At 72.1% G+C, this 24,338-nt stretch carries 20 protein-coding genes and 1 pseudogene; 7 read left to right on the plus strand and 14 right to left on the minus strand.

All coding sequences use genetic code 11. From position 1 onward, the window contains the following. Positions 1 to 102 (plus strand): annotated as a pseudogene (locus AB0G79_RS31825) (ATP-binding protein); the annotation flags it as partial. A 91-nt stretch (positions 103 to 193) separates the two neighbouring features. Here the strand turns inward: AB0G79_RS31825 and AB0G79_RS31830 are convergent. The 4 genes from AB0G79_RS31830 to AB0G79_RS31845 form a co-directional block, all read right to left on the minus strand. Further along, entirely contained in the window at positions 194 to 391 is a 198-nt protein-coding gene (locus tag AB0G79_RS31830) for an acyl-CoA carboxylase subunit epsilon (RefSeq protein WP_360812673.1), read from the minus strand. Between the two features lie 14 nt (positions 392 to 405). Next, positions 406 to 1,989 (minus strand): acyl-CoA carboxylase subunit beta, encoded by a 1,584-nt coding sequence (locus tag AB0G79_RS31835; protein WP_360812675.1) that lies wholly within the window; start codon positions 1,987 to 1,989, stop codon positions 406 to 408. A 214-nt stretch (positions 1,990 to 2,203) separates the two neighbouring features. Next, entirely contained in the window at positions 2,204 to 6,067 is a 3,864-nt protein-coding gene (locus AB0G79_RS31840) for an endo-alpha-N-acetylgalactosaminidase family protein (RefSeq protein WP_360812677.1), read from the minus strand. A gap of 106 nt (positions 6,068 to 6,173) precedes the next feature. Beyond that, positions 6,174 to 6,683 (minus strand): hypothetical protein, encoded by a 510-nt coding sequence (locus AB0G79_RS31845; RefSeq protein WP_360812679.1) that lies wholly within the window; start codon positions 6,681 to 6,683, stop codon positions 6,174 to 6,176. A gap of 266 nt (positions 6,684 to 6,949) precedes the next feature. Here AB0G79_RS31845 and AB0G79_RS31850 point away from each other — a divergent pair, with 266 nt between their 5' ends. Then, positions 6,950 to 7,564 (plus strand): YceI family protein, encoded by a 615-nt coding sequence (locus AB0G79_RS31850; protein WP_360812681.1) that lies wholly within the window; start codon positions 6,950 to 6,952, stop codon positions 7,562 to 7,564. A gap of 136 nt (positions 7,565 to 7,700) precedes the next feature. Then, on the plus strand, positions 7,701 to 8,807 hold the full coding sequence (gene dnaN / locus AB0G79_RS31855) for a DNA polymerase III subunit beta (RefSeq protein WP_360812683.1): 1,107 nt from the start codon (positions 7,701 to 7,703) through the stop codon (positions 8,805 to 8,807). Between the two features lie 54 nt (positions 8,808 to 8,861). On the opposite strand, the gene AB0G79_RS31860 is transcribed toward dnaN, so the two are convergent. The 4 genes from AB0G79_RS31860 to AB0G79_RS31875 form a co-directional block, all read right to left on the minus strand. Next, positions 8,862 to 10,238 carry a hypothetical protein gene (locus AB0G79_RS31860; RefSeq protein ID WP_360812685.1) on the minus strand — a complete coding sequence of 459 codons (1,377 nt, stop codon included), beginning with the start codon at positions 10,236 to 10,238 and terminating at the stop codon, positions 8,862 to 8,864. A gap of 91 nt (positions 10,239 to 10,329) precedes the next feature. After that, a complete protein-coding gene (cimA, locus tag AB0G79_RS31865) occupies positions 10,330 to 11,946 on the minus strand; it encodes a citramalate synthase (RefSeq protein ID WP_360812687.1) in 1,617 nt (538 codons plus the stop codon). 282 nt (positions 11,947 to 12,228) lie between these two features. Next, positions 12,229 to 12,774, minus strand: coding sequence for a TetR/AcrR family transcriptional regulator (locus AB0G79_RS31870; protein ID WP_360812747.1), 546 nt, complete (start codon positions 12,772 to 12,774; stop codon positions 12,229 to 12,231). A gap of 202 nt (positions 12,775 to 12,976) precedes the next feature. After that, on the minus strand, positions 12,977 to 13,996 hold the full coding sequence (locus AB0G79_RS31875) for an agmatine deiminase family protein (protein WP_360812689.1): 1,020 nt from the start codon (positions 13,994 to 13,996) through the stop codon (positions 12,977 to 12,979). 194 nt (positions 13,997 to 14,190) lie between these two features. Between AB0G79_RS31875 and AB0G79_RS31880 the strand changes: the two genes are divergently transcribed. Next, positions 14,191 to 15,615: a cytosine permease gene (locus AB0G79_RS31880; RefSeq protein ID WP_360812691.1), complete on the plus strand. Its 1,425-nt coding sequence runs from the start codon at positions 14,191 to 14,193 to the stop codon at positions 15,613 to 15,615. A gap of 21 nt (positions 15,616 to 15,636) precedes the next feature. On the opposite strand, the gene AB0G79_RS31885 is transcribed toward AB0G79_RS31880, so the two are convergent. From AB0G79_RS31885 to AB0G79_RS31900, 4 genes are all read right to left on the minus strand, one after another. After that, positions 15,637 to 16,728: a branched-chain amino acid aminotransferase gene (locus tag AB0G79_RS31885; RefSeq protein WP_360812693.1), complete on the minus strand. Its 1,092-nt coding sequence runs from the start codon at positions 16,726 to 16,728 to the stop codon at positions 15,637 to 15,639. Between the two features lie 262 nt (positions 16,729 to 16,990). Continuing rightward, complete coding sequence (locus tag AB0G79_RS31890) at positions 16,991 to 18,031, minus strand: 3-isopropylmalate dehydrogenase (RefSeq protein ID WP_360812695.1); 1,041 nt, start codon at positions 18,029 to 18,031, stop codon at positions 16,991 to 16,993. 79 nt (positions 18,032 to 18,110) lie between these two features. Beyond that, positions 18,111 to 18,239 (minus strand): hypothetical protein, encoded by a 129-nt coding sequence (locus AB0G79_RS31895; RefSeq protein WP_360812697.1) that lies wholly within the window; start codon positions 18,237 to 18,239, stop codon positions 18,111 to 18,113. A gap of 254 nt (positions 18,240 to 18,493) precedes the next feature. Next, positions 18,494 to 19,387 carry a LysR family transcriptional regulator gene (locus AB0G79_RS31900; protein WP_360812699.1) on the minus strand — a complete coding sequence of 298 codons (894 nt, stop codon included), beginning with the start codon at positions 19,385 to 19,387 and terminating at the stop codon, positions 18,494 to 18,496. A gap of 103 nt (positions 19,388 to 19,490) precedes the next feature. On the opposite strand from AB0G79_RS31900, the gene AB0G79_RS31905 reads away from it, so the two are divergent. From AB0G79_RS31905 to AB0G79_RS31915, 3 genes are read left to right on the plus strand one after another with little or no spacing between them, the layout of a single operon-like run. Beyond that, positions 19,491 to 20,495 carry an NADP-dependent oxidoreductase gene (locus tag AB0G79_RS31905; RefSeq protein WP_360812701.1) on the plus strand — a complete coding sequence of 335 codons (1,005 nt, stop codon included), beginning with the start codon at positions 19,491 to 19,493 and terminating at the stop codon, positions 20,493 to 20,495. Positions 20,496 to 20,539: 44 nt separating this feature from the next. Next, positions 20,540 to 20,881 (plus strand): helix-turn-helix transcriptional regulator, encoded by a 342-nt coding sequence (locus tag AB0G79_RS31910; RefSeq protein WP_360812703.1) that lies wholly within the window; start codon positions 20,540 to 20,542, stop codon positions 20,879 to 20,881. After that, the gene (locus tag AB0G79_RS31915) at positions 20,878 to 21,606 is read left to right on the plus strand and encodes a hypothetical protein (RefSeq protein ID WP_360812705.1); all 729 of its coding nucleotides are present in this window, start codon (positions 20,878 to 20,880) and stop codon (positions 21,604 to 21,606) included. Before AB0G79_RS31910 ends, AB0G79_RS31915 begins: the two co-directional genes overlap by 4 nt. Positions 21,607 to 21,702: 96 nt before the next feature. On the opposite strand, the gene pruA is transcribed toward AB0G79_RS31915, so the two are convergent. After that, on the minus strand, positions 21,703 to 23,334 hold the full coding sequence (gene pruA, locus AB0G79_RS31920) for an L-glutamate gamma-semialdehyde dehydrogenase (RefSeq protein ID WP_360812707.1): 1,632 nt from the start codon (positions 23,332 to 23,334) through the stop codon (positions 21,703 to 21,705). Positions 23,335 to 23,365: 31 nt separating this feature from the next. Further along, positions 23,366 to 24,307, minus strand: coding sequence for a proline dehydrogenase family protein (locus AB0G79_RS31925; RefSeq protein WP_360812709.1), 942 nt, complete (start codon positions 24,305 to 24,307; stop codon positions 23,366 to 23,368). Between the last annotated feature and the right edge of the window lie 31 nt (positions 24,308 to 24,338).

Consider the following 24,338-nt stretch of genomic DNA (forward strand, 5'->3'; position numbering starts at 1 on the left):
CCCGACACCCCCATCATCACCACCGACGCCCGCCACCGCGCGGACGCCAAGAGCGCGCTCATCACCCTCGTCGAGCACGCCCTCATGGCCCGCCTGCGGTAGTCCCGACGGACGTCGGTACCGGTACACACGCGCGAAGGCCCCCGCTCCTCGGAAGGAACGGGGGCCTTCGGCGTACGGCCGGTGGGCGGGGTCAGCCCTGCCAGGAGTGGGAGGGGCGGAAGCCCGACTGGCGCTCGAGGCGGCGCCAGCCGGCCGTGGAGCGGCCGTGGGCGGTCTCGTCGGCGGGCTGGGAGGCGGCGCGGGCGAGCAGGACCGCCGTGATGGCGGCCAGCTCCTCGGGGTCGGCGTGACCCTTCTCGACGCGAAGGATGTTGGCAGGGGTGGACACGTGTGTGGCTCCTCTTACTGAGGCGGGTTGCCGTGCTTGCGGGACGGCAGGTCGGCGTGCTTGGTGCGGAGCATCGCGAGGGACCGGATGAGCACCTGGCGGGTGTCGGCGGGGTCGATGACGTCGTCGACCAGGCCGCGCTCCGCCGCGTAGTACGGGTGCATCAGCTCGGCCTTGTACTCCTTGACCATGCGGGCGCGCATGGCCTCGGGGTCCTCGGCCTCGGCGATCTGCTTGCGGAAGATCACGTTGGCGGCGCCCTCGGCGCCCATGACCGCGATTTCGTTGGTGGGCCAGGCGTACGTCAGGTCGGCGCCGATGGACTGGGAGTCCATGACGATGTAGGCGCCGCCGTAGGCCTTGCGCAGGATCAGGCTGATCCGGGGCACGGTCGCGTTGCAGTAGGCGTACAGCAGCTTCGCGCCGTGGCGGATGATTCCACCGTGCTCCTGGTCGACGCCGGGCAGGAAGCCGGGCACGTCCAGAAGGGTGATGATCGGGATGTTGAAGGCGTCGCACATCTGTACGAAGCGGGCGGCCTTCTCGGAGGCCTCGATGTCGAGGACGCCGGCGAGCGACTGCGGCTGGTTGGCGACGATGCCGACGACTTGACCGTCGAGGCGGGCCAGGGCGCAGATGATGTTGCGGGCCCAGCGCTCGTGGATCTCCAGGTAGTCGCCGTCGTCGACGAGCTCCTCGATGACCTTGTGCATGTCGTACGGGCGGTTGCCGTCGGCCGGGACCAGGTCGAAGAGGACCTCGGAGCGGCGGTCCGCCGGGTCCTCGGAGGCGACGGTCGGCGGGTTCTCGCGGTTGTTCTGCGGGAGCATCGACAGGAGGTAGCGGACCTCCGCGATGCAGGTCTCCTCGTCGTCGTACGCGAAGTGCGCGACGCCGGAGGTCTCGGCGTGCACGTCGGCGCCGCCGAGGCCGTTCTGCGTGATCTCCTCGCCGGTGACCGCCTTGACGACGTCCGGGCCGGTGATGAACATCTGCGAGGTCTCGCGGACCATGAAGACGAAGTCCGTGAGGGCCGGGCTGTAGGCCGCGCCGCCGGCGCAGGGGCCGAGCATCACGGAGATCTGCGGGATGACGCCCGAGGCCCGGGTGTTGCGCTGGAAGATGCCGCCGTAGCCGGCGAGGGCGGAGACGCCCTCCTGGATGCGGGCGCCGGCGCCGTCGTTCAGGGAGACCAGCGGGGCACCGGCCGCGATGGCCATGTCCATGATCTTGTGGATCTTGGTGGCGTGGGCCTCGCCCAGGGCGCCGCCGAAGATGCGGAAGTCGTGCGCGTAGACGAAGACCGTGCGGCCCTCGACCGTGCCCCAGCCGGTGATGACGCCGTCGGTGTAGGGCTTCTTCGCCTCCAGGCCGAAGCCCTGGGCGCGGTGGCGGCGGAGCTGCTCGACCTCGTTGAAGGAACCGGCGTCGAGCAGGAGCTCGATGCGCTCGCGAGCGGTCAGCTTGCCCTTGGCGTGCTGCGCCTCGGTGGCGCGCTCGCTGGGGCCACGGAGGGCCTGCTCGCGCAGGACGTGCAGCTCGGCCACTCGGCCACGGGCGTCAGCGGGCTCGCTCGGGATCTGGTCCACAACGGTCATGTACCGACCCTACGAACTCGAGCAAGAAAACTCCGCCGTCGACTCCGTACAGTCTCCCGTGTCGATTCCTGGTGGGGCTGGACAGAACCCCCACCCCTCCGGCACGAGTCGACAGCCCGGAACCCCTGGTGTTTGTAGGGTTCTGACATAGACCTGTGCCGGAGGAGGGGGCTTCCAGGGGGTGGGGGCCCGCTCCCCCTGTACGCGCCCGGGCTCAGCCCCCGCAGTGGAAGCGGGCGCCGCCCCAGTCCGCGTGGTCGTTGCCGACGCCGTCCCCGCCGTCGTCGACCACCAGGTCGACGTAGGAGGCTCCGGTGACGTCCGCCGTGAGCGCCCAGGCGCCGTCGGTGGCGCGGAGGACCGGCGAGGCCGCCTTCTCGGCGCCGTCGGCGCGGACGGAGAAGCGCACCGTACCGCGGGTGGTCTGGACGTCGTCCACCCCGACCTCGGCGGTGAAGGAGGCGCACCTCCCGCCCAGGTAGTAGCGGACGGTGGACGCGGCGTGGGTGCCGAGGCCCTTGGCGTACGTCACTCCCCCGACGCGCAGCGGGGTTCCGTCGCCCGTGCCGGTCTCGCCGTTGGAGAGGTCGCGCTCGACGGGGCCCCAGCCGTTGGTGGCGGAGGTCCAGTCGAGGTCGCTCGCCCAGCTGTCGGCGCTCGGCGGCGGGGGCAGGGTGCGGACGGTCCGGGCGGCGGTCACCCTCCGCTCGGTGCCGTCGACGGTGTACGAGACGCCCGCGCCGAGCGTGTACGGCTGGTGGGCCGCGTCCGCCGGAGGCGTGACCCGCCAGGTGGCGGTGGCGGTGGCGCCGGGCGCGACCGCGTCGAGGGTGACGGGACCCGCGGGCTCGGCGGTCCAGCCCTCGGGGAGGGTGAGCTCGGCGCGGGCGCCGGAGACGGTGGCGGCCTCGTCGTTGCCGAAGGCGGCGGTCACCTCGTTGGGGCGGCCGGGCTCCAGGGTCTCGGGGGCGGTGACGGAGAGCGTGCCGCAGGCGGCGCGCTCGGCGGCCGGGCCGAGGTCGGTGACGGTGAAGCCGTCGAGGACGAAGTCGGCCCCGGCGGGGGCGTCGTCGCGCTTGCGCAGGCCGACCCAGGTGTCGCCGCAGCCGGCGGTGACGGTCTCGGTGAAGTGGCCGGTGGTCCGCCGCTCGCCGATCGGGGTGCGGCGGGTCTCCAGGGCGTCGCCCCGGCCGGAGGTCCGGTCGTAGCCGGTGACCCACTCGTAGGCGCCGGCCGCGCTGGACTGGTAGTCGTACGCGATCCGGTAGCGGTGGCCGTCGGCCATCGGGACGGTCCAGGGCGCGGTGCGGTAGACGAGGCCGCTGTTCTCGTCGTGGGACTTGAGGGTCTCGGCGCCGCCGATGACGTCGTCGATCGCCTTCCCGTTCCAGCCGGCCTGGGTGTAGGGGGCGTGGAGCTGTGCGATGTGGGTGCGCGGGTCGGTGGTGCCGCCCGCGTCGCCCTTGAGGAAGGGGCCCCAGCCCTGGTCGACGGCCTCGAAGTCCTCGTACACGAGCGTGTCCGGCCGGGTCGCGGGGGAGTTCGCGACGATCCGGACGTCGTCGAGGCGGACGGCGGCGGTGGAGCCGCCCGCGGCCTCGATCCTCAGCGTGGTGACGCCGGTGGCGGGGGCGGTGAAGGTGACCTTGGCGCGCTGGAAGTGGGTGCCGCTCCAGTCGGAGGCGGCGACCCGGTCCTCCAGGACCGACCGGTGGACGGTGACGGACCGGCCGCCGGCGGAGAGCGTGGTCGGGCGCGCCTTGCCGGGTTCGACCTCGACGAGCGCGGAGGCGGTGTAGCGGGCGCCCGGGGTCAGGCCGGTGACCTGCTGGCGTACGGAGGCGGCGGCGGAGCCGGTGAGCCGGGCGCTGTTGCGGCCGCGGTCGTCGGTGTCGCGGGCGACGGCGCCGGCCTTGGTCCAGGCGGTGAGCTTCGCGTCGTTGAAGCCGGGGTCCTTGACCGGGGTGCCCTGGCCCCACCGGGGGTCGACGGCGGCCGGCGCGGTGGCGTGGAGCACGTACGGCTGTCCGGCTACGGCGTCGAGGGTGACCCGGCCGTTCACGGGCCTGGCGGTGCCCACGCGGACGCGGCCGTTGTCGGTGAGCTTGTACACGGTGAAGGTGCCGCTCCCGGCGGGGACGGCCCAACTCGTCCTCCCGCCGCTCTTGTTGTAGTGGTAGAGCTTCGCGCCGTCGTCCCACGGGAGCAGGTAGGCGTCGCCGTCGAGGACCTTGCGGCCGTTCTCGTAGAAGGTGCGGCGGCCGTTCTCGACGGTGCCGCGGACGCCGCCGGTGAAGGTGATGTCGTCACCGTTCCAGCGGGTGATCTCCTGCTGCTGGAGGTACTTGGCGGGCAGGTTGCGCTGCCAGATGTTGGCGGAGAAGGCGGTCCAGTCGTTCTCGCCGGTCCAGCCCTCGAAGTCGACGAGGGCGGTCTGGCCGAGGACCGGGTGGTTGTTCCACACGTCCTTCTCGCCGTTGCGGACGAAGCGGATGATCTTCGAGTTGAGGCCCTTGTTGGTGGCGCCGCCGTAGTCGAGGTCGTTGGCCCAGTGGGACCAGAGCGAGGCGCGCTCGAACTTCTCGGACCACTCGGTGGCGACGTTCCAGCCCTGCGCCTGGACCGCCTGGATCGTCTTGTCGGCGATCCAGCCGTGCGTGTAGTAGACGTCGACGTAGAGCGTGGAGAGGCCGGGGTCGGTCTCGTCGCGGAGCTGCTGGAAGCGGCGGGCGAGGTCGCCGCTGTTCACGTCCCTGCGCTGGTCGATGTAGTAGCTCTGGCCCAGCCAGTCCCAGCCGGGCCTGGTCCTGTCGACGAGGGTCTCGCTGAAGTTCTTCGCCTCGGCGTACGACTCGGTGGCGTTGACGTGGACGCCGAAGTCCGCGCCCCACTTCTTCCCCTCCCGCAGGAGGGTGTTGAGGTCGGCGAGGCCGCCGGCCCGCTTGTTGTAGTTGCCGCCGTAGTCGGGGTGGGCGGAGTCGTGGCCCTCGGAGCCGTACCCCTTGAGCAGGGCGAACTGGCCGAGCCCGTCGGTGGAGAGCGAGATCCGCTTGACGTCGTCGAGGGTGCGCAGGAACGGGTGGGTGGCGTTCGAGGCGAAGTTGAAGGGGATGTGGGCGACGACCCGGTCGGGGGTCCCTTCGCTGCCGGGGGCCTTGATCCCGATCCTGCGGAAGGCGATGGCGCCGTCCTGCCAGTCGGTGGCGCCGTCGGCGTTGGCGTCGGGGGTCACGACGACCTTGGCCCAGGGGAGGTTCTCGCCGCTCTCGGGCGCGGGGGCGCCGGCGCCCCGGTAGGTCCACTGGCCGGACCAGACGCCGACGCGGGTCTCGGTGCCGGTGGCCCTCGCCTGGTGCCAGAAGCGGGCGCCGTCGCGGGCGGAGGCGCCGGAGGGCTTGTCGTAGCTGGAGTTCGACTCGACGGCGGCGGCGAGGCGCCCGGTGCTGACGATCGCGTAGCTCGCGCCGACCGGGGCCGCCTCGGTGGGGGTGGCGGCGCTCACCTGGGCGAAGACGTCGGCGGTGCGGGTGGAGTCGGGGTCGAGGCGGGTGAAGGCGGTGGCGGCTCCGGCGTCGGAGGAGCCGACGGAGACGAGGTCGTGGCCGGGGATGTCGAGGGTGCCGACGCGGAAGGCCTCGGTGTCGCGGACGGCGGTGACCCGGAAGGTGGTGGTCCGGCCGGTGACGGCGAGGCTCGCGTCGATCTCGACGCCGGGCAGGGCGGGGAAGGCCAGGGTGTACGTGGCGGTGGTCGCGGTCAGGACGGGAGCGGCCTCGGCCTCGACGGCGTAGGCGGTGCCGTTGAGCACGACCTGCGTCACCGGGGCCGTACTCCCGAGGAGACGGGCGCCGCTGACGTTGTCCGTGTACGAGAGGACGCGGGGGAAGTCCTCGGCGACGGCGACGGTGAGCTCGGCGGAGGCGATGGCGGCGGCCGCGCTCGCGGCCGGTGCGGCGGCCGCTCCGTCGGCTCGCGGGCCCGCCGCCTGGACGGGGCCCGCGAGGGCGAGGGCGGTCGCCGCGACGGCCGCGAGGGCGCAGGCCGTGCGGAGCCTGGATGTGCGGAGGGGGAAGGACATGCGGACCAGTCAGCCGCGCCCCGCCCGTACCGTCAACGAGATCGCGCGCCGGGGGGCCCGCCAGTCCAAGAACCCCTTCCGATTAGTCCAAGCGGCGTGAAGTGGCTCAGCAGCCACCGCAGTTGTAGAAGGTCACGTCCCAGTGGTTGCCCTCGTCGGCGTAGACGTTGCCCGCGCCGGACCGCCACTGCGGGGCTCCGTCGCCGCGCAGGCCGATGTAGGTGAAGGTGTTCTTGATGTAGCTGCCGAGGCAGGTGTACTTGCTGAAGTCGAGCTTGTAGCCGTTCCAGTGCGAGTACGTGCCGCTCGCGTGCCCGGTCTCGGTGCCGCCGGTGATGTTGAGGGCGCAGCCGCTGGCGCTCCTGAGGGTCTGGGCGCCCTGGGCGGTGGCGAGGTTGAGCTGCTCGAAGGACGTGCACGTGGAGTTGTAGCGGTCGGAGCAGCCGCCGGAGGACGACCAGGTGATGCCCGAGCTGCGGAACATCGAGGTCGCGGTGGCGTGGCTGATCTTGGTGACGGCGTGGGCGTCGGTGGCGGCGGTGAGGGCGCCGAAGCCCGGGGCGAAGAGGGCGCCGAGGACGAGGGCGAGTGCGGTGAGGACGGAGCGGAGCTTCACGGGGGTTCCTCCTGCTGATGACCGTGTGGGTGGGACGGCTGCGGTGCAGGTGGTGCTCGTCGCGCAGGGAGATGGTGCACCAGGTCTACGCGCGTCCGGAAGAGGGCGTACCGATTCCCCTCGACCTGTTCCCGCGCCACCCCTCACCTCCCCCTGAACCAGAAGGTTGAAAGTTGAACTGAATCGCGCTACAGTCATTCTCGTTGAAGGTTAAACAACTCCTTCACCCCCTCCCTCCCCACGTCCTGATCGAGGAGCTGTTCGTCATGGGTCTCTTCAGCCGCAAGAACACCACCGAGTCCGCCGTCGCCGTCGCCACCCTCCCGGTCGACCCCGCCCTGGCCGCCCTGACCGGCGACTACACCATCGACCCCTCGCACAGCAGCATCGGCTTCACCGTCCGTCACGCCATGGTCACCAACGTGCGCGGCACCTTCGGCGAGCACGAGGGCACGCTGAAGCTGGACGGCTCGAACCCGGGCGCCTCCACCGCCTCGATCGACGTCAGGATCGCCTCCGTCGACACGGGCATCGGCGACCGCGACAACCACCTGCGCAGCGGCGACTTCTTCGACGCCGAGCAGTTCCCGCTGATGAGCTTCCGCTCCACCCGCGCCGAGCAGCTGGGCGGCGACAAGTACCGCATCACCGGCGACCTGACCATCAAGGACGTCACGAAGCCGCTCTCCATCGACCTGGAGTTCAACGGCTCCGCCACGGACGTCTACGGCAACGAGCGCGTCGGCTTCGAGGGCTCGACCGAGATCCTGCGCTCCGCGTGGGGCCTGACCTGGAACGCGGCCCTGGAGACCGGTGGCGTCATGGTCAGCGACAAGGTCAAGCTGAACTTCGACATCTCGGCCATCAAGAACGCCGCCTGAGCCTGCCCCGCACACCGGCACCACGAGCGCGCCCGCCCTCCGCAGCAGCGGAAGGCGGGCGCTCGGCGTCGGCCGGGGCGACGGTCGGGGGCGACGGCCAACGGCGTTGTCAGTGGCGGTCGCTAGCGTCGGCGGCATGGAAATCCGCATCGACAGCAGTGCGTTGACCGACGCCGTCGCCTGGGCCGCGCGCGTGCTCCCGGCCCGCTCCCCCATGCCCGTGCTCGGTGGTCTGCTCCTGGAGGCGACCGGCAGTGGGCTGCGGGTCTCCGGGCTCGACCACGAGGCCTCCGCACAGGTCGAGGTGGCGGCCGACGTCTCGGCGCCGGGGCGGGTCCTGGTGCTCGGTCGGCGGCTGCTCGACATCTGCAAGGTGCTGCCGCGCGCGGAGGTGGAGCTGGCCGTGGAGGGCAGCCGTCTCGCGGTGGCCTCGGGGGACGCGCGTTTCGGGCTCTCCCTGCTGCCGCTCGACGACTATCCGGCGCCGCCCGCGCTGCCGGAGGTGCGGGGCCGGGTGGACGGGGACGCCTTCGCGGCGGCGGTGGCGCAGGTGGCCGTGGCGGCGGGACGGGACGACGCGCTGCCGGTGCTGACCGGGATACGGCTGGCGCTGGACGGGGCGACGATGACGCTCGCGGCGACCGACCGCTACCGCTACGCGGTCCGGACGCTGGAGTGGGCACCGGACGACGGGGCGTCCCGGCCGGCCGCCGACGTGGTCGTGCCGGCCCGGCGGCTCACCGAGATCGCGCGCTCCCTCGCGGGCGCCGGGGCGGCCCGGCTCGCCCTGGACTCCGGGTCGATCGGCTTCGAGCGGGACGGCCTGCGGACCACGACACGGCTGATCGACGGGCGGCTCCCCCGCCACGACAAGCTCTTCGCCCTCGGCGACCACGCGCTCGCGATCACCGAGCGGGCACCGCTGGCCGAGGCCGTGAAGCGGGTCGCGGTGGTGACGGAGGGCGACAGTCCGGTCCAGCTGACCTTCACCCCCACAGGGGTGCACCTCCAGGCGGGGTACGAGGACGACGTCGCCTCTCAGCGCCTCCCGGCCACGCTGACGGGGGCGGAGTCGACGACCGTCGCCTTCAACCCGGCCTATCTCCTGGACGCGCTGGGCTCCCTGGCCGGTGCCCCCGAGGTCCGTTTCCACCTCCTCGGACCCGGCCAGCGGGCGCTGCTCACCGACGCCCCCGAGCCGAGCCACCGGCATCTGCTGATGTCCGTGAAGGCTTTGCCCTGAGGGGGGTTGCCGTGGAGTCGCGGATCTTCTCCCCGGTTCTCCCGGGTCCGGGTGTCAGAAGCCTCCGCCGCCGTCGAAACCGCCGCCTCCGCCGAAGTCGCCGCCCCCGAAGCCGCCGGAGTCGCCGAATCCGCCGCCCGAGCCGAAGTCGCCTCCCGAGCCGAAGTCCCCGCCGGGGTCGCCGCCCGCGAAGTCGCCTCCGCCAAAGTCCCCGCCGCCGTACTCGGAGGCGTACGCGGGGGTGGAGAGCATGCCGCCGAGGACGGTGCCCATGAGGAGGCCGGGGAGGATCCCGCCGCCGAAGTAGCCGCCGGCCCAGGGTCCGTACGCGGGGCCCGCCTCCCAGTAGGGGCGGCGGCCGGCGTCGGTGTCGACCGTACGGGAGAGGGGTTCGAGGCCGTCGTCGATGCGGGCCGCGTCGGCGGCGCAGACCGGAACCTGGCGGCTGGTGCCCGCGCCGCCGGAGGGGGTCCAGGCGCGGTCGTCGACGGAGGGGCCGTGGCGCGGGTCGAAGAAGCAGGGGGCGCGGCGCTCGGGCAGCGGTTCGCCGGTGCGGCGGGCGGCGAGGACGGCGAGGGAGTGGCGGCCGTCCTCCAGGGACTGGGTGACCGGGCGGACGTCGTGCGGGTGGCGCGCGGAGCCCATGAGGGACTTGGCCCGGTCGTAGGAGTCGAGGGCTCGCTCGTAGTCGGCGCGCATGGCGTCGTCGGCGCCGGGTTCGGCGGGGTGGAAGTCGAGCCGTTCGAGCTCCTCGCCGAAGGCGGTGATGTCCTCGTCGACGACGACCCGGAGCCGGTCGAGTGCCGCCCGCTCCTCGGCCTCCTTGCGGAGGCGCTTGCGCCGGGAGACGGCGAGGAGTCCGGCGCCTCCCGCGACGACGACCGCGCCGACGGTGACGAGCCCGGCGACGGGGACTCCCGAGCCCTCGCCGACCGCGCCCCATGAGTCGGGGGCGGAGCCGCGCATGGCGGGGAGCGCCTGGTCGACGAGGGCGTTGAGCTCGGTGGCCGCGTCGGCGCCGGGCCGGTCCACGGCGGTGACGATGTTGTCCACGGCCGACCGGGACATCACGGAGGGGTCGGCGTCCGCGTCGAAGAGGTCGCCCTGGCGGGCCGCGTACAGCCCGGCGACACCGGTCTGGGCGCGCAGGTTGGCGAGGAGGCCCCGGGTCGGGAAGTCGGCGGTCGCCGGGACGACGGCGATGAAGAGCGGCTTGTCCGCGTCCTTGATCTTCTGGGCGAGGGCGGCCGCGTCGGAGCTCGACAGCTGGTCGGCGGCGCCGGGGGCCACGTACACCGGCCCCTGCTTGAGGGCGGCGGCCGCGTCGGGCACTCCGCCGGCCCTGGCACCCACGGCGGGGGCCAGGGCCAGGAGCAGCATCAGTGCCAGGCCGGCGAGGGCCGACCATACGGAGAGCGCCCTGGTCCTCATGGTCTGACGCTACCCGAAAAGGTGCACATCAGAACATAGGTGCACATCGGAACGTAGGGGACCGCCCTCGGCTGCTCGGCACTGTCCTCGGCTACTCGGCGGGGTCGACCCCGACCCGCAGCAGCCCGTACGTGAAGGCGTCCTCCAGGGCCTGCCAGGAGGCGGCGATGACGTTCTCGGCGACGCCGACCGTCGACCACTCGGCGTTGCCGTCGCTGGTGGTGATCAGGACCCGGGTCGTGGACTCGGTGCCGTGGCGGCCCTCCAGGATGCGGACCTTGTAGTCGACCAGCTCGAACTTGGCGAGCTGCGGGTAGATCCGCTCCAGGGCCACCCGCATCGCGAGGTCGAGGGCGTTGACCGGGCCGTTGCCCTCGGCGGTCGCGACGATCCGCTCGCCCTTGGCCCAGAGCTTCACGGTGGCCTCGTTGGCGTGGGTGCCGTCGGGGCGGTCCTCGACGATCGCGCGCCAGGACTCCGTACGGAAGTACCGGCGGGCCCGGCCCTCGACCTCCTCGCGGAGCAGCAGCTCGAAGGAGGCGTCGGCGGCCTCGTACGTGTAGCCCTTGAGCTCGCGCTCCTTCACCCGCTCGACGACGCGGCCGACGAGCGCGCGGTCGCCGCCCAGGTCGACGCCGAGCTCCTTGCCCTTGAGCTCGATGGAGGCGCGGCCGGCCATGTCGGAGACGAGCATCCGCATGGTGTTGCCGACGAGCTGGGGGTCGATGTGCTGGTAGAGGTCGGGGTCGACCTTGATGGCGGAGGCGTGCAGCCCGGCCTTGTGCGCGAAGGCCGAGACGCCGACGTACGGCTGGTGGGTCGACGGGGTCAGGTTGACGACCTCGGCGATGGCGTGGGAGATGCGGGTCATCTCGGCGAGGGCGCCCTCGGGGAGGACCTTCTTGCCGTACTTGAGCTCCAGGGCCGCCACGACGGGGAAGATGTTGGCGTTGCCGACCCGCTCGCCGTAGCCGTTGGCGGTGCCCTGGACGTGGGTGGCGCCCGCGTCGACGGCGGCGAGGGTGTTGGCGACGGCGCAGCCGGTGTCGTCCTGGGCGTGGATGCCGAGCCGGGCGCCGGTGTCGGCGATGACGGTGGAGACGACGGCCTGGATCTGGGCGGGGAGCATGCCGCCGTTGGTGTCGCAGAGGACGACGACGTCGGCGCCGGCCTCGTGGGCGGCGCTGACCACGGCCTTGGCGTAGGCCGGGTTGCCCTTGTAGCCGTCGAAGAAGTGCTCGCAGTCGACGAAGACGCGGCGGCCCTGGGAGGTCAGGTAGGCGACGGTGTCGCGGACCATCTCCAGGTTCTCGTCGAGCGTCGTGCGCAGCGCGAGCTCGACGTGCTTGTCGTGGGACTTGGCGACGAGGCAGACGACCTCCGTGCCCGCGTCGAGCAGCGCCTTGACCTGCGGGTCCTCGGAGGCCTTGCCGCCGGCCCTGCGGGTCGCGCCGAAGGCGACGAGCTTCGCGTTCCTGAACGTGATCTCCTCGCGGGCGCGGGCGAAGAACTCGGTGTCACGCGGGTTGGCGCCGGGCCATCCGCCCTCGATGAAGCCGACGCCGAACTCGTCGAGGTGGCGCGCGATGGTCAGCTTGTCGGCGACGGTGAGGTTGATCCCCTCACGCTGCGCCCCGTCGCGCAGGGTGGTGTCGAAGACGTGGAAGCTGTCGTCGAGACGCGGGCTTTCGCCGCTCTCCGTGGTCATGGCTGTGATGGCTCCTGTCGGATGTGGCTCCGGAAGGTCTGGATCCACTTGCCCCCATTCTCACGCGCGGTCCGCCTCCGGCACGGGTGGGGCCGGAAAACGAAAAAACCCCTCGCGGGTGCGAGAGGTCTGCGCGCGGGTCTGGGGCACGGTGTCCACCGCCGCGGGGGTTGTGCCGCGGGTCAGTGGCCACTGCGGACCGGCGCGCTGCTGCCGATAATCATCGTGGTAGCAAGCACGCCGGAAGTCTGACACACGGACGGCCGCGGGCGACGACCGGTCTCACGATACGGGCAGCAGTTCCTGCTCCACGAACTCGCGTACGTGGTCGAGGACCTGCTCGCGGCCCGTGCCGGGGATCCCCACGGCCACGTGCACGCTGAAGCCGTCGAGCAGGGCCCGGGTGCGGGTGGCGAACCGGTCCGGGTCGACCGGCCGGAACTCCCCGCGCGAGACGCCCTCGGCGAGGATCGCGACGAGGTCCCGGTGCCAGGCCATCTCGATGGCCGCCTGGCGGGCGCGGGCGTCGTCGTCGGCGGTCTGCGAGCGGTTCCACACCTCCAGCCAGAGCGTCCAGTGCGGGTCGCGCGGGCCCTCGGGCACGTACACCTCGACGTATCCGTCGAGCCGCTCGCGCGCCGTTCCGGGGCGGGAGAGCAGCGCGCTCCGCTCGGCGCCGAGCCGCCCCTCGCTCCACTCCAGGGTCTGCAGCAGCAGCTCGTCCTTGGTGCGGAAGTAGTAGAGGAGGTGGCCGCTGCTCATGCCGACCTGCCGGCCGAGCCCGGCCATGGTGAGGCCGTCGAGCCCGCGGTCGGCGATGGTCTCCATGGCCGCGGCGAGGACGTCCTCGCGGGGCGGGGCGGCCTGGTTGCGGCGGCGGGGGTGGGCGGGGCTCGGGTTGCTGCTCTGACTCACTCGTACGTTCTACAGGACGTTGCGCGAGGGGACTTCACGCGCGGCGCCTCGCCACGGCCCGCTCCGGGCACGGCGGCCGGGGCCCCGCCGCACGACGGGGCCCCGGTCGCGCCGGTCACACGCGCGGCTGCTGCTGCGTGATGCAGTGGATGCCGCCGCCGCCCGCGAAGATCGTCCGCGCGTCGACGAGGACGACCTCGCGCTCGGGGAAGAGGCGGCGGAAGATCTCGGCGGCCAGCTCGTCGTGCGGGTCGTCGAAGGCGCAGAGGACCACGCCGTCGTTGCAGAGGTAGTGGTTGATGTAGGAGTAGTCGACCCAGTCGCCCTCCTCGTCCTTGAGGACGGTGGGCGCCGGGACCTCGATGACCTCCAGCGGGCGGCCCTGGGCGTCCGTCTGGCCGCGCAGGAGCTCCACGTACAGGCGCGAGCGCTCGTAGTCGGGGTGGGCCGGGTCCTGCTGGCTGTGGACGAGGACGGTGCCGGGGCGGGCGAAGGCGGCGACGATGTCGACGTGGCCCTGGGTGCCGTAGGTGCCGTAGTCGCCGGCGAGGCCGTGCGGCAGCCAGATGGCCTTGGTGGTGCCGAGCTTGGCGTGGATCTCGGCCTCGACCTGCTCGCGGGTCCACTCGGGGTTGCGCCCGGGGCCGAGCTGGACGGTGTCGGTCAGCAGAACCGTTCCCTCACCGTCGACGTGGATCGCGCCGCCCTCGTTGACGAGCGGCGAGGAGAGCACGGGCACCCCGGCGGCGTCCGCGACATGGCGGGCGATCTTCGAGTCGTGCTCCCAGCGGGCCCAGTCCTGGGCGCCCCATCCGTTGAACACCCAGTCCACGGCCGCCAGTCCGGTGCCGTCGGTGACGAAGGTCGGGCCGATGTCCCGCATCCAGGCGTCGTCGAGGTCCCGCTCGACGAGCTCGATCCCGGGGCCGAGGAGCTCGGCGGCCGACTCGGCGTCGCCGGGGGCGACGACCACGGTCACCGGCTCGAAGCGGCTGACCGCGCGGGCCACGGAACCCCAGGCCTCGCGGGCCTCGGCGAGCTCGGCCTCGTTGGTGAAGGTCGGGTTGGGGCTGGGCCAGGCCATCCAGGTGCGCTCGTGCGGCATCCACTCGGCGGGCATGCGGTACGCGGTCATCGATGAGGTCCTCGGTCTTGGCGGAAGGCGGGGGAGGCCCGGCGTACGGTCTCGCCGGCCCTCCCCCGCTCCTTTGAGCGTCACTCTAAATGCTGGAAAGCCCGATGCCAAACATTGACTCGGAGACCGGCGGTAAGTCACATTGAGCGTCACTCTAAATCTCCCCCTGCTTCCTCCCCCGCCAAGGAGTACCCATGCCGAGAGAACAGCGCGGAGTCGACACCATCCCCGAGGCCGAGCGCACCAGCGGCCCCCGCGACCTGATCGCGATCCTGCTCGGTTCCAACCTCTGCCTGGGGGTGATCGTCTTCGGCTGGCTGCCGGTCTCCTTCGGCCTCGGGCTGTGGGGGTCGGCGACCTCCGTCGTCGCCGGAACCGTCGTCGGGGTCGCCGTCACCGCCCCGCTCGCCCTCGTGTCGCTCCGTACCGCCACCAACCTCTCCACCTCCTCCGGCGCCTTCTTCGGCGTCCGCGGCCGGCTCGTCGGCTCCGTGGTCGGCCTGCTGCTCTCCCTCGGCTACACGGCGCTGACGCTGTGGATCGGCGGGGACGTCATGGTCGGCACGCTCGACCGCCTGATCGGCCTGCCCACCGGCGGCGCCTCGCACGCCGCCGTCTACGCGCTGCTCGCCGCCTGCACGGTCGTCGCCGCGGTGTACGGGTACGGGCTGCTGCTCCGGCTCAGCAAGGGCCTCGCGATCGGCATGACCGTGCTCCTCGCGCTCGGCCTCGTCGCGTACGCCGGCGACTTCTCGGCGGCCCCGGTCGCCGACACCCCGTACCTGCTCGGCTCGTTCTGGCCGACCTGGCTGCTCTCCGCCGTGGCCGCGGGCCTCAGCGGACCGGTCGCCTTCATCACCCTGCTCGGCGACTACACCCGGTACGTCTCCCCCGAGCGCCACAGCGCGAGGAAGGTCTGGGGAGCCACCTGTCTGGGCCTCCTCGTCGGCCTGCTGATCCCGCAGCTCTTCGGCACCTACACGGCGCTCGCCGCGCGCGGGGCCCTCGACTACGCGGGACCGCTCGTCGAGGCCTCCCCCGGCTGGTACCTCGTACCGCTGCTCCTCGCAGCCACCGCCGGAACCGTCGGCAACGCGGGCCTGATGCTGTACTCGATGGGCCTCGACCTCGACGCGATCCTGCCCCGCGCCACCCGCGCGCACGCCACGCTCGTGGTCGCGGCCGTCGCCACGGGCTTCGTCTTCCTCGGCCACTTCGCCTCGGACGCCCAGTCGGCGATGACCTCCTTCGTCCTGCTGCTCACCGCGATCGGCACCCCGTGGGCGGTCATCACCCTGATCGGGCACGCGCGGTGCGGCGGCCTGTACGACGCCGAGGCGCTCCAGGTCCACAACCGCCGGTCGCGCGGCGGGATCTACTGGTTCTCGGGCGGCTGGCACCCGCGCGCCACCGCCTCGTGGGCGATCGGCGCGGCGGTCGGCCTGGCCGCGGTGTCGACGCCGCTCTACGAGGGGCCGCTGCTCGCCCTGACGGGCGGGATCGACTGCAGCTTCGTGCTCTCGGGCGTGGTGGGCGGCGCGCTGTACGCCGTACTGACGCCGAAGAGGGCCCCCGGGGCGGCCGAACCGGCCCCGGAAGCCCTCGTGACGAGCAAGTAGCCGCTCGACTCGGCCGGACGGCTACTTGCCGAGCTGGTGCATCCAGCCGTGGACGTCCTCGGCCTTGCCGGTCTGGATCGCCAGCAGCTTCTCGCGGAGCTTCATCGTGACCTCGCCGGGCTCCCCGCCCGACTGCCGCCACTCGCCCCGGGCGGACTTGACCGTGCCGACCGGGGTGATGACGGCGGCGGTGCCGCAGGCGAAGACCTCGTGGAGGGTGCCGTTCTCGGTGTCGGCCTGCCACTGGTCGAGCGAGACGCGGGCCTCCTCGGCCTCGTAGCCGAGGTCGCGGGCGACCTGGAGGAGCGAGTCGCGGGTGATGCCCTCCAGGATGGAGCCGGTGAGCTTCGGGGTGACGATCCTGTTGCCGTACACGAAGTACAGGTTCATGCCGCCCAGTTCCTCGACCCACTTGTGCTCGACCGCGTCGAGGTAGCAGACCTGGTCGCAGCCCTTCTCCGCCGCCTCGGCCTGCGCGAGCAGCGAGGCGGCGTAGTTGCCGCCCGTCTTGGCGTCGCCCATGCCGCCCGGGACGGCGCGGACGCGGTCCTCGGAGGCCCAGATGGAGACGGGCTTCACGCCGCCGGGGAAGTAGGGGCCGGCCGGGGAGGCGATGACGACGAAGAGGTACTCGTTGGCCGGGCGGACGCCCAGGCCGACCTCGGTCGCGATCATGAACGGGCGCAGGTAGAGCGAGGCCTCGCCGCCGTGCTCGGGCACCCAGGCCTCGTCCTGGCGGACCAGCGCGTCACAGGCCTCGACGAAGGTCTCGACGGGCAGCTCGGGCATGCCGAGGCGGTGGGCGGAGCGCTGGAAGCGGCGCGCGTTGGCGTCCGGGCGGAAGCTGGCGACCGAGCCGTCGGGGCGGCGGTAGGCCTTCAGGCCCTCGAAGATCTCCTGCGCGTAGTGCAGGACGTTCGTCGCGGGGTCGAGGGAGAGCGGGCCGTACGGCACGAGCTGGGCGTCGTGCCAGCCGCGGCCCTCGGTCCACCGGATGGTCACCATGTGGTCGGTGAAGTGGCGGCCGAATCCCGGGCTGGCCAGGATCGCCTCGCGCTCCGTGTCGGACAGCGGGCTGGAGGAGGGCTTGAGCTCGATCGTGGGCGTCGTCATGAGTGCGTGTCCTTCACCGTATGTGTATGACGGACCGCGTTCACGCCTCGGCCGGTGACTGGTGTCCCCGACCGTGTGGACGTACGGGCATGCGCGCATGCCGCGGCCCCACGTCCGATTATCGCTCGTGGGGACCGGTGGATGAAACGGGTGAAGGCGGTCCAGGTTTCGATGGTGGCACCCGGCGACCGCACAGGTACAGCCGCCGGGTCCCGATGCGACCCGGCGGCTGCGCTGTCAGTGCTCTGTCAGACGGCCCGGGTCAGCTCGCTACTCGCGCGGCGAGCGCGTCGCCGATCTCGGCCGTCGTACGGGCGGCGGTGCCGCGCTCGGTGAGGTCGGCCGCGACGGCCTCCTCGACCCGGGCGGCCTCGGCCTCGTACCCGAGGTGACGCAGGAGGAGGGCGACGGAGAGGACGGTGGCCGTGGGGTCGGCCTTGCCCTGGCCCGCGATGTCCGGCGCGGAGCCGTGGACCGGCTCGAACATGGACGGGAACTCGCCGCTCGGGTTGATGTTGCCCGAGGCGGCGACGCCGATGCCGCCGGAGACGGCCGCGGCGAGGTCGGTGATGATGTCGCCGAAGAGGTTGTCGGTGACGATGACGTCGAAGCGGGCCGGGTCGGTGACGAGGAAGATCGTCGCGGCGTCGACGTGCAGGTAGTCGGTGGTGACCTCGGGGAACTCCTGGGCGACACGGTTGAAGATGTCGGTCCAGAGGTGGCCGGCGAAGGTCAGCACGTTGTTCTTGTGGACCAGCGTCAGCTTCTTGCGCGGACGGGCCTGGGCGCGGGCGAAGGCGTCCCGGACGACCCGCTCGACACCGAAGGCGGTGTTGACCGAGACCTCGGTGGCGACCTCGTGCGGGGTGCCCTTGCGGATGGTGCCGCCGTTGCCGGTGTACGGGCCCTCGGTGCCCTCGCGGACCACGACGAAGTCGATCGCGGGCTGCCCGGCGAGCGGGGTGGCGACGCCGGGGAGCAGCTTCGACGGACGCAGGTTCACGTGGTGGTCGAAGGCGAAGCGGAGCTTCAGGAGGAAGCCGCGCTCCAGGACGCCGGAGGGCACCGACGGGTCGCCGATGGCGCCGAGCAGGATGGCGTCGTGCTTCTTGAGGGAGGCGAGGTCGGCGTCGGTGAGGGTCTCACCGGTGGCGTGGTAGCGCTTGGCGCCGAAGTCGTACTCCTCGGTCTCCAGCTTCACGTCCTGGGGAAGGACGGCCGCGAGGATCTTGAGGCCTTCGGCCACGACCTCCTGGCCGATGCCGTCGCCGGGAATGACTGCGAGATTGATGCTGTGAGACATGTCGGCACCCTACTCTTCGTCCCATCGTCTGACACGTTCCGTCCGCCATGTGGACGATGCGCCAGGTTCGGCGGACGGGTCAGTGACCGGTGGAGCCGCCGTTGTCGCGGCGGTCGAGGGCGCGCTGGAGGGCGGCGGCGGCGTTCTGGCGGGCCTCGTCGGAGCGGGAGGCGGAGCGGCGGACGCGGCGGGTGGTCTGCGTGGTCATGAGGGATCGACTCCTTGAGATCAATTGGTGATCCGGGCGTGCGGAGATCAGCTTGTGATCGAAGGTGCCGGAAGGGGCGGGGAGCGCCGCCGCAGGGGTTGCCTGCACAGGGCGTCGCGCTCTCGACCGCCATTCGCTGATGAAGCGAGACGTTCGGCTTCTACAAAGCTAGGGCAGCGTGCCGCATCTGTCTCCACAATTACTCGGACTTCCTACTATCTGAGACGGCGCATCACCCGGCGTGCCGCCCGCCGTCACCGTCCGGCGGCCCGCAGCTCCCTGATGAACGCCCGCACGACGAGGGATCCGGCCAGCTCAGGGGTGGTGACGTAGCCCACGGAGCGCGTCGGGCGCTCCGGTCCGAGATCGGTGATCTCCACCGAGGGCGGTGCTCCGATCAGGGACAGCTCGGGCATCACGGCCATGCCGAAACCACTGCTCACCATCGAGAGCACCGCTCCGTCGTCCTCCGCCTCCACCGTCGCCGCCGGCAGCCACTCCTGGGCCGCCCACCAGTCCCGGGTGTACGAGGAGCAGTTCTCCGCCCAGTCGACCAGCGGCAGCGAGCGCGGCGCCGGATGCCGCGCCGGGTGGACGAGCGCGTACCCCTCCTCCCTGAGGACCCCGCCGACCAGCTCCGGCGGCACCGGCGAGGCGGCGCCGACCGTCGCGATGCCGATGTCGGCGCGCCCGTCGAGCACCTCGCCCGCCGTGCCCCGTCCCACCTCCCGGACGATCCGCACCTCGGGCACGACCCCCGGGTGACGGGCCGTCAGCCGCGCGAGCGCGCCGGGCAGCAGGTGCAGGGCGGCGCTGCGGAAGGCGGCGATCCGCAGCGGGCCGGAGACCGCGGCCGACCCGCCACCGGCCCCGTCCCGCGCCCCCGCTCCCCGCACCTCCGCGCCCATCACCTCCAGGAGCCGCAGCACCCGCCGGGCGTGGGCGAGCGCCCGCTCCCCCGCCTCGGTCGGGGTCGCCCCGGAGCGGCCACGGTCGAAGAGGACGGCCCCGAGCTTGCGCTCGCTGCCGCGCACGGAGTGGGACACGGCCGACTGGGTCATGCCGAGCGCGACGGCGGCCGCGGAGAAGCCGCGCTCGCGCCCGACGGCGACGAGGACCCGCAGTTCATGCGGCGCGAGATCGGTCACGAGGGGCCTCCCACCTCGACGTATGAGCGGCGCTCATGGATCGGTCCGTTCCATGAGGGCAACCCCCTGCCCGGCCGCCGGATTCCTTCCTACGGTCTGCGGCATGACGAACGAGACCATGATCACCGTCCAGCAGACCGCCCGCCCCCACGGCTTCCCCTCGCGCGGGCACTTCGCCTTCGTGGAGGCCCCGGTCCCCGCCCCCGCCCCGGGGACCGCCCTCGTCGAGAACCTCCTCTGGTCCGTGGACCCGTACCACCGCGAGGCGATGGACGACGACCAGCTGTGGACCCTGAACGCCCCGATGGAGGGCCGCACCCTCGGCCGCGTGCTCGACTCCCGCGACCTCTCGCTGAAGCCCGGCGACCTCGTCATGCACCGCAAGGGCTGGCGCACCCACTCCCTGGTCTCCCGGCGCGAGGTCCGCCCGGTCCCCGACCTCGGCCCCGGCGTCCCGCTCGCCGCCCACCTCAGCCTCCTCGGCGGTACGGGCCTGTCGGCCTACGTCGGCCTGACCCGGATCGCGCGGCTCCAGCCGGGCGAGGACCTGTTCGTCTCGGCGGCGGCCGGCGGCGTGGGCACGGCGGCGGGCCGGATCGCGCGGCTGCTCGGGGCCGGGCGGCTCGTCGGCAGCGCGGGTTCGGCGCGCAAGGTCGCGTACCTGACGGAGGAGGTCGGCTTCGACGCGGCCTTCGACTACCACGAGGGCCCGGTGGCGGAGCTGCTCGCGAAGGCCGCCCCCGAGGGGGTCGACGCGGTCCTCGACGGGGTGGGCGGGGACCACCTGGAGGCGTCGATCGCCTCGCTGCGCGAGCACGGCCGGATCGCCTGGGTCGGCGCCGTCGCCCAGTACCACTCCCTCTCCGCTCCCCCGCCGGCCCCGCGCAACCTCTTCGACCTGGTCGGCAGGAGCATCCGGCTCGAAGGCTTCCTCGTCCGCGACCACATGGACGCGCAGGAGGAGTTGTACGACCTCGTGGTGCCGCACCTGCGGAGCGGGGCACTGCCGCTCGACGTGACGGTGGCCGACGGCTTCGATCGGATCGTGGACGCGTTCCTCGGGATGCTGTCCGGCGAGAACCTCGGGAAGATGCTGGTCGCCGCGTAGCTATCTAGATTGCGTTCCTACCTAGGTAGTGCTGAAATGACGTCATGGCCTCAGACCGCAGATCCAGCCTGCTCAAGGGAGTCCTCGACCTGCTCGTCCTCTCCCGCCTGACCGACGGCGAGAGCTACGGGTACGAGATCGCCAAGGCGCTCGCCGAGGCGGGACTCGGCGAGATCAAGGGCGGGACGCTCTATCCCGTCCTGAACCGCCTGGAGCAGGCCGGCCTGGTGGAGGCCGAGTTCCGCGCCGCCGAGCGCGGACCGGGGCGCCGCTACTACCGGCTCACCGCGCGCGGGCGTGACCACCTCGCCGCCGAGAGCCGTGACTGGCTGCGCTTCCACGACACCGTACGGACGTTGCTCAGCCCAGGGGGAACCACACCATGACCACCGTCGACGCCTACTTCACCGAGCTCTCCGACGCGCTGCGCGCCGCCGGGGTGCCGGACGAGCAGATCGCCGCGACCACCGAGGACCTGCGGGCGCACCTCGCCGAGACGGGCACGGACCCGGTGCGGGAGTTCGGCGCGGCCGCCGCCTTCGCGGCGCGGCTCGGCGGACTCGCGCCCGCGCCGGGCGAGCCGGACGAGCGGGCCGAGTCCTGGACCTGGACCGCGGACCTCTTCAACGACCGCCGGATGCTCGCCGTCCACGGCGACCAGGGCTGGGAGGTCGAGTCGCTCGACTCGATCGGCCGGTTCGTCTGCCGCCGCTCGACGACGGCGCCGCTGCGCTGGGAGTACCGCCGGGAGATACTCACCGGCCGCCGCCCGAAGGTCCTGGCCGAGCTCGAACCCGAGGGCTGGGAGCCGTGCGGCGAGTGGCTGGTGTACGGCTACTTCAAGCGGCCCCGCGCGGCGACGGCGGGCCCGGCCGGCGCCCTGGAGGCCCGCCCGGCCACCCCGCGCCGGCAGCTGTTCCTCGGCCGTACCGGCAAGCTGGTGCTCGCCCTCTGGGCCGTCGTCGTCGGCGGCGCGACCGCCGCCTTCTTCGTCGGCACCCTCGGCACGGCCGGCCTCGCGATCACGATCGCGTTCGCCTCCATGGTCTCCGGCCTGGTGACCGCGCAGCTGGAGACGGCGAAGGGGACCGAGAGGGAAGCGGGGGAATGAGAACCGCCCCCGTCCTCAAGTTGGGGGACCGAGGAGGGGGGCGGTGTCAGGGGGCCGCGCAGCGGCGGAGGGGGCCGCTGCGCGGCGGGGCGGGCGTCAGCCCATGTGCGGGTAGCCGTACTCGGTCGGCGGGACCAGCGTCTCCTTGATGGCGCGGGTCAGCGTCCAGCGCATCAGGTTCTGCGGCGCGCCGGCCTTGTCGTTCGTACCCGAGGCGCGGCCGCCGCCGAAGGGCTGCTGGCCGACGACGGCGCCGGTCGACTTGTCGTTGATGTAGAAGTTGCCCGCGGCGAAGCGGAGCTTCTCCATCGTGTACGCGGCGGCCGCGCGGTCGCCGGAGATGACCGAGCCGGTGAGGGCGTAGTCCGAGACCGACTCCATCTGGGTCAGCATCTCGTCGTACTGGTCGTCCTCGTAGACGTGGACGGCCAGGATCGGGCCGAAGTACTCGGCCTTGAAGACCTCGTTCTCCGGGTCGGTGCACGCGATGACGGTCGGGCGGACGAAGTAGCCCACCGAGTCGTCGTACGTGCCGCCGGCGATGATCGTGCAGGTCGGGTCGGCCGCGGCACGGTCGATCGCGGCCTTGTTCTTGGCGAACGAGCGCTCGTCGATGACGGCGCCGATGAAGTTCGACAGGTCGGTGACGTCACCCATGGTGATGCCGTCGACCTCGGCCGCGAACTCCTCCCTGAAGCCGTCGTTCCAGATGGAGGCCGGGACGTACGCACGCGAGGACGCGGAGCACTTCTGGCCCTGGAACTCGAAGGAGCCGCGGGTCAGCGCGGTCTTGAGGATGGCGCGGTCGGCGCTGGGGTGCGCGACGACGAAGTCCTTGCCACCGGTCTCGCCGACGATCCGCGGGTACGAGCGGTACTTCTCGATGTTGTTGCCGACCGTCTTCCACAGGTGCTGGAAGGTCTTGGTCGAACCCGTGAAGTGGATGCCGGCCAGGTCGCGGTGGTTCAGGGCCACCTCGGAGACGGCGATGCCGTCGCCGGTCACCAGGTTGATGACGCCCTTCGGCAGGCCGGCCTCCTCCAGGAGCTCCATGAGGAGCACGGCGGAGTGCGTCTGCGTCGGGGACGGCTTCCAGACGACCACGTTGCCCATGAGGGCGGGGGCGGTGGGCAGGTTGCCCGCGATGGCCGTGAAGTTGAACGGCGTGATCGCGTAGACGAAACCTTCCAGCGGACGGTGGTCCAGACGGTTCCAGACGCCCGGGGAGTTCGCCGGCGGCTGCTCGGCCAGGATCTGGCGGGCGTACGCGACGTTGAAGCGCCAGAAGTCGACGAGCTCGCACGGGGTGTCGATCTCGGCCTGCTGGGCGGTCTTCGACTGGCCGAGCATGGTGGACGCGGCCAGCGTCTCGCGCCACGGGCCGGCCAGGAGCTCTGCGGCCCGCAGGATGATCGCGGCGCGGTCGTCGAAGGACATCGCGCGCCAGGCCGGGGCGGCGGCCAGGGCGGCGTCGATCGCGTCCTGGGCGTCCTGCTCGGTGGCGCCGCGGAAGGTGCCGATGACGGCCTGGTGGTTGTGCGGCTGCACGACCTTGAATTCCTCGCCGCCGCCGAGGCGCTTCACGCCGCCGATGGTCATCGGCAGCTCGCGCGGGTTCTCGGCCAGCTCCTTGAGCTTGATCTCGAGGCGGGCGCGCTCGGGGGAGCCGGGGGCGTAGCTGTGCACCGGCTCGTTGACCGGAGCGGGGACCTGGGTGACAGCGTCCATGAGTCGCGTAACTCCTTGTGAGAGGTGGGGCTCAGCCCTTGGTGAGGATGGAGCGGACGAAGAAGAGGAGGTTGGCCGGCTTCTCCGCGAGGCGGCGCATGAAGTATCCGTACCAGTCGGTGCCGTACGCGGTGTAGACACGCATGCGGTGGCCCTCGGCGGCGAGACGGTTCTGCTCCTCGCTCCGGATGCCGTACAGCATCTGGAACTCGTACTCGTCCAGCTTGCGCCCGGCGCGGCGGGCCAGCTCCTGGCCGATGGAGATCAGGCGCGGGTCGTGCGAGCCGATCATCGGGTAGCCCGTGCCGTCCATGAGGATCTTCATGATCCGGACGTACGCCTTGTCGATCTCGGGCTTGTCCTGGATGGCGACCTCGGCGGGCTCCTTGTAGGCGCCCTTCACGATCCGGACGCGGGAGCCGTTCGCGGCGAGGCGGCGGGCGTCGCCCTCGGTGCGGAAGAGGTAGGCCTGGATGACGCAGCCGGTCTGCGGGAAGTCCTTCCGCAGCTCCTCGTGGATGGCGAACATCGAGTCGAGGGTGGTGTGGTCCTCGGCGTCCAGGGTGACCGTGGTGCCGATCTCGGCGGCGGCCTCGACGACCGGGCGCACGTTCGCGAGGGCCAGCTCGTGGCCGCTTCCGGGGCCCTCGGGGTCCAGCGACTGGCCGAACATCGACAGCTTCACGGACATCTCGGCGCGCTCGCCGAGACCCAGCTCCTTCAGGCGCCCGATGAGCTCCAGGTACGCGTCGCGGGCCGCGTACGACTGCTCGACGGTGGTGATGTCCTCACCGACGACGTCGAGGGTGACCTCCAGGCCACGGCCGCTGAGCTCGGAGACGATCGGGACGACGTCGTCGACCGTCTCACCGGCGATGAAGCGGGCGACGACCTGCTTGGTCCCGGGGGCGGCCGACACCAGACGACGCATCTTGTCGCTGCGCGACGCGGCGAGGATCACGGGACCCAGCACGGGGCACCTCCAAAAGGCAGGGAAGAAGGGG

The organism is Streptomyces sp. NPDC020807 (genome assembly GCF_040641575.1).
In the GTDB taxonomy this organism is placed as follows: Bacteria; Actinomycetota; Actinomycetes; order Streptomycetales; family Streptomycetaceae; genus Streptomyces.

What these genes read in the sequence shown, in the direction of transcription:
- AB0G79_RS31835 (WP_360812675.1), bottom strand. Translation starts at nt 1,989, where the DNA reads ATGACCGTTGTGGACCAGATCCCGAGCGAGCCCGCTGACGCCCGTGGC.
- AB0G79_RS31840 (WP_360812677.1), bottom strand. Translation starts at nt 6,067, where the DNA reads ATGTCCTTCCCCCTCCGCACATCCAGGCTCCGCACGGCCTGCGCCCTC.
- AB0G79_RS31850 (WP_360812681.1), top strand. Translation starts at nt 6,950, where the DNA reads ATGGGTCTCTTCAGCCGCAAGAACACCACCGAGTCCGCCGTCGCCGTC.
- dnaN (WP_360812683.1), top strand. Translation starts at nt 7,701, where the DNA reads ATGGAAATCCGCATCGACAGCAGTGCGTTGACCGACGCCGTCGCCTGG.
- AB0G79_RS31860 (WP_360812685.1), bottom strand. Translation starts at nt 10,238, where the DNA reads ATGAGGACCAGGGCGCTCTCCGTATGGTCGGCCCTCGCCGGCCTGGCA.
- cimA (WP_360812687.1), bottom strand. Translation starts at nt 11,946, where the DNA reads ATGACCACGGAGAGCGGCGAAAGCCCGCGTCTCGACGACAGCTTCCAC.
- AB0G79_RS31870 (WP_360812747.1), bottom strand. Translation starts at nt 12,774, where the DNA reads ATGGAGACCATCGCCGACCGCGGGCTCGACGGCCTCACCATGGCCGGG.
- AB0G79_RS31875 (WP_360812689.1), bottom strand. Translation starts at nt 13,996, where the DNA reads ATGACCGCGTACCGCATGCCCGCCGAGTGGATGCCGCACGAGCGCACC.
- AB0G79_RS31880 (WP_360812691.1), top strand. Translation starts at nt 14,191, where the DNA reads ATGCCGAGAGAACAGCGCGGAGTCGACACCATCCCCGAGGCCGAGCGC.
- AB0G79_RS31885 (WP_360812693.1), bottom strand. Translation starts at nt 16,728, where the DNA reads ATGACGACGCCCACGATCGAGCTCAAGCCCTCCTCCAGCCCGCTGTCC.
- AB0G79_RS31890 (WP_360812695.1), bottom strand. Translation starts at nt 18,031, where the DNA reads ATGTCTCACAGCATCAATCTCGCAGTCATTCCCGGCGACGGCATCGGC.
- AB0G79_RS31895 (WP_360812697.1), bottom strand. Translation starts at nt 18,239, where the DNA reads ATGACCACGCAGACCACCCGCCGCGTCCGCCGCTCCGCCTCCCGCTCC.
- AB0G79_RS31905 (WP_360812701.1), top strand. Translation starts at nt 19,491, where the DNA reads ATGACGAACGAGACCATGATCACCGTCCAGCAGACCGCCCGCCCCCAC.
- AB0G79_RS31910 (WP_360812703.1), top strand. Translation starts at nt 20,540, where the DNA reads ATGGCCTCAGACCGCAGATCCAGCCTGCTCAAGGGAGTCCTCGACCTG.
- AB0G79_RS31915 (WP_360812705.1), top strand. Translation starts at nt 20,878, where the DNA reads ATGACCACCGTCGACGCCTACTTCACCGAGCTCTCCGACGCGCTGCGC.
- pruA (WP_360812707.1), bottom strand. Translation starts at nt 23,334, where the DNA reads ATGGACGCTGTCACCCAGGTCCCCGCTCCGGTCAACGAGCCGGTGCAC.